This window comes from Streptomyces recifensis (assembly GCF_002154615.1).
In the GTDB taxonomy this organism is placed as follows: Bacteria; Actinomycetota; Actinomycetes; order Streptomycetales; family Streptomycetaceae; genus Streptomyces; species Streptomyces griseoluteus.
In genome coordinates, this window is record NZ_MUNH01000859.1 from 1 (window position 1) to 1,321 (window position 1,321).

Below are 1,321 nucleotides of genomic sequence, written 5' to 3' on the forward strand. Positions count from 1 at the left end.
CGCCGCGCTGATCACCGCCGCGACGAAGAAGAAGCCGTACTTCATCGGCAAGCCCAACCCGCTGATGATGCGGGCCGGCCTCAATGTGCTCGGCGCCCACTCCGAGACCTCCGCGATGATCGGTGACCGCATGGACACCGACGTACTCGCGGGACTGGAGGCCGGCATGCGGACCTTCCTGGTGCTCACCGGCGTCACCCAGGCGGCCGAGATCGACCGTTATCCGTTCCGCCCGTCCAAGGTCGTCGACTCCATCGCGGACCTCGTGGACCTCGTCTGAGCTGGGGCGATACCGAGAGCCTCAAACCCGGTCCCACCCGTACGGAGCAATCGGACGCCCTGTCCGGATGCGGGTGCGCACCGGACGGGAGAACCTCCCACTATCTGGAGGTTCACGATGGGCTCACTTCGCCTCACTCTCTGTTCCGGAATCATCGTCGCCACCGCGTTCACCCCGGCGGTCGCCCACGCGGCGGACGGCGGCGGTACGCACGGCACCGGCGGGCTCACCCTGGCCCCGGCCGTCCCGCTGCCCGGCACCGACGTGTCGCTGCGGGTGCGCGGCTGCACGGCCTCGCAGGGCACGGCGGTCTCCGACGCGTTCGTCTCGGACGCCCGGCTGACCGGCGGCCAGGGGGACCTGTCCGGGCAGACCCGGGTGCGCACCTCCCTCAAGGCGGGCGCGTACGACGTGCGGATCACCTGCGCCGACTATTCGTTCACCAGCCGGATCAGCGTCGACGAGTCCGGGCCGGGCACCGGCCCCGACGCGGACTCCGGGCCGGACACCGGCCCCTCCCCGGTCGCCCCGGTCCACGCGGGCGGCGGCGGTACGGCCTCCGGGGCGGACACCAGCACCCTGTTCGCCACCGTGGCCCCCACCGGGTCAGGACCCGGCGCGGCCCAGGCGCTGACCGGGCTGGCCCTCGCCGGCTGCGCGGCGGTCACGGTGGGGGCGCTCCGGTCCCGCCGGAGCCGGAACGACGGCTGAGCGGGCGACGGGATGGCCGAGGAGCAGGGACGCGCCACGGGCCGGACGGTCACGGCCGTGGCCTGGGCCGTGCTGCTGCTCGGGCTCTGGCTCTGGGGCCGTGACGTGACCGGGCTGCCGGACGGCCCGGCCGGCACCACGCACGGTGACATCGCCGGCGTCGGCGACATCGCCCTGCCCGCCCCGGCGACCCCCCTGCCCGACTCCGTCCCGCAGCGCGTCGACATCCCCCAACTCGCCATCCAGGCACCGGTGGTGAAGCGCGGGCTGGACAGCCGGGGCGGCATCGACCCGCCGCCCTTCGACCAGCCGGGGGTGGTCGGCTGGTAC

The 1,321-nt window shown here is 74.1% G+C and carries 2 protein-coding genes and 1 pseudogene; all 3 read left to right on the plus strand.

Annotation, left to right across the window (positions count from 1 at the left end; translation table 11 throughout):
• On the plus strand, positions 1-280 hold a 280-nt coding region (locus CCN33_RS30375; protein ID WP_167387989.1), incomplete at its 5' end, for an HAD hydrolase-like protein.
• 117 nt (positions 281-397) lie between these two features.
• Positions 398-991, plus strand: coding sequence for a hypothetical protein (locus CCN33_RS30380; protein ID WP_167387990.1), 594 nt, complete (start codon positions 398-400; stop codon positions 989-991).
• A 12-nt stretch (positions 992-1,003) separates the two neighbouring features.
• Positions 1,004-1,321: pseudogene (locus tag CCN33_RS30385) on the plus strand (class F sortase); the annotation flags it as partial.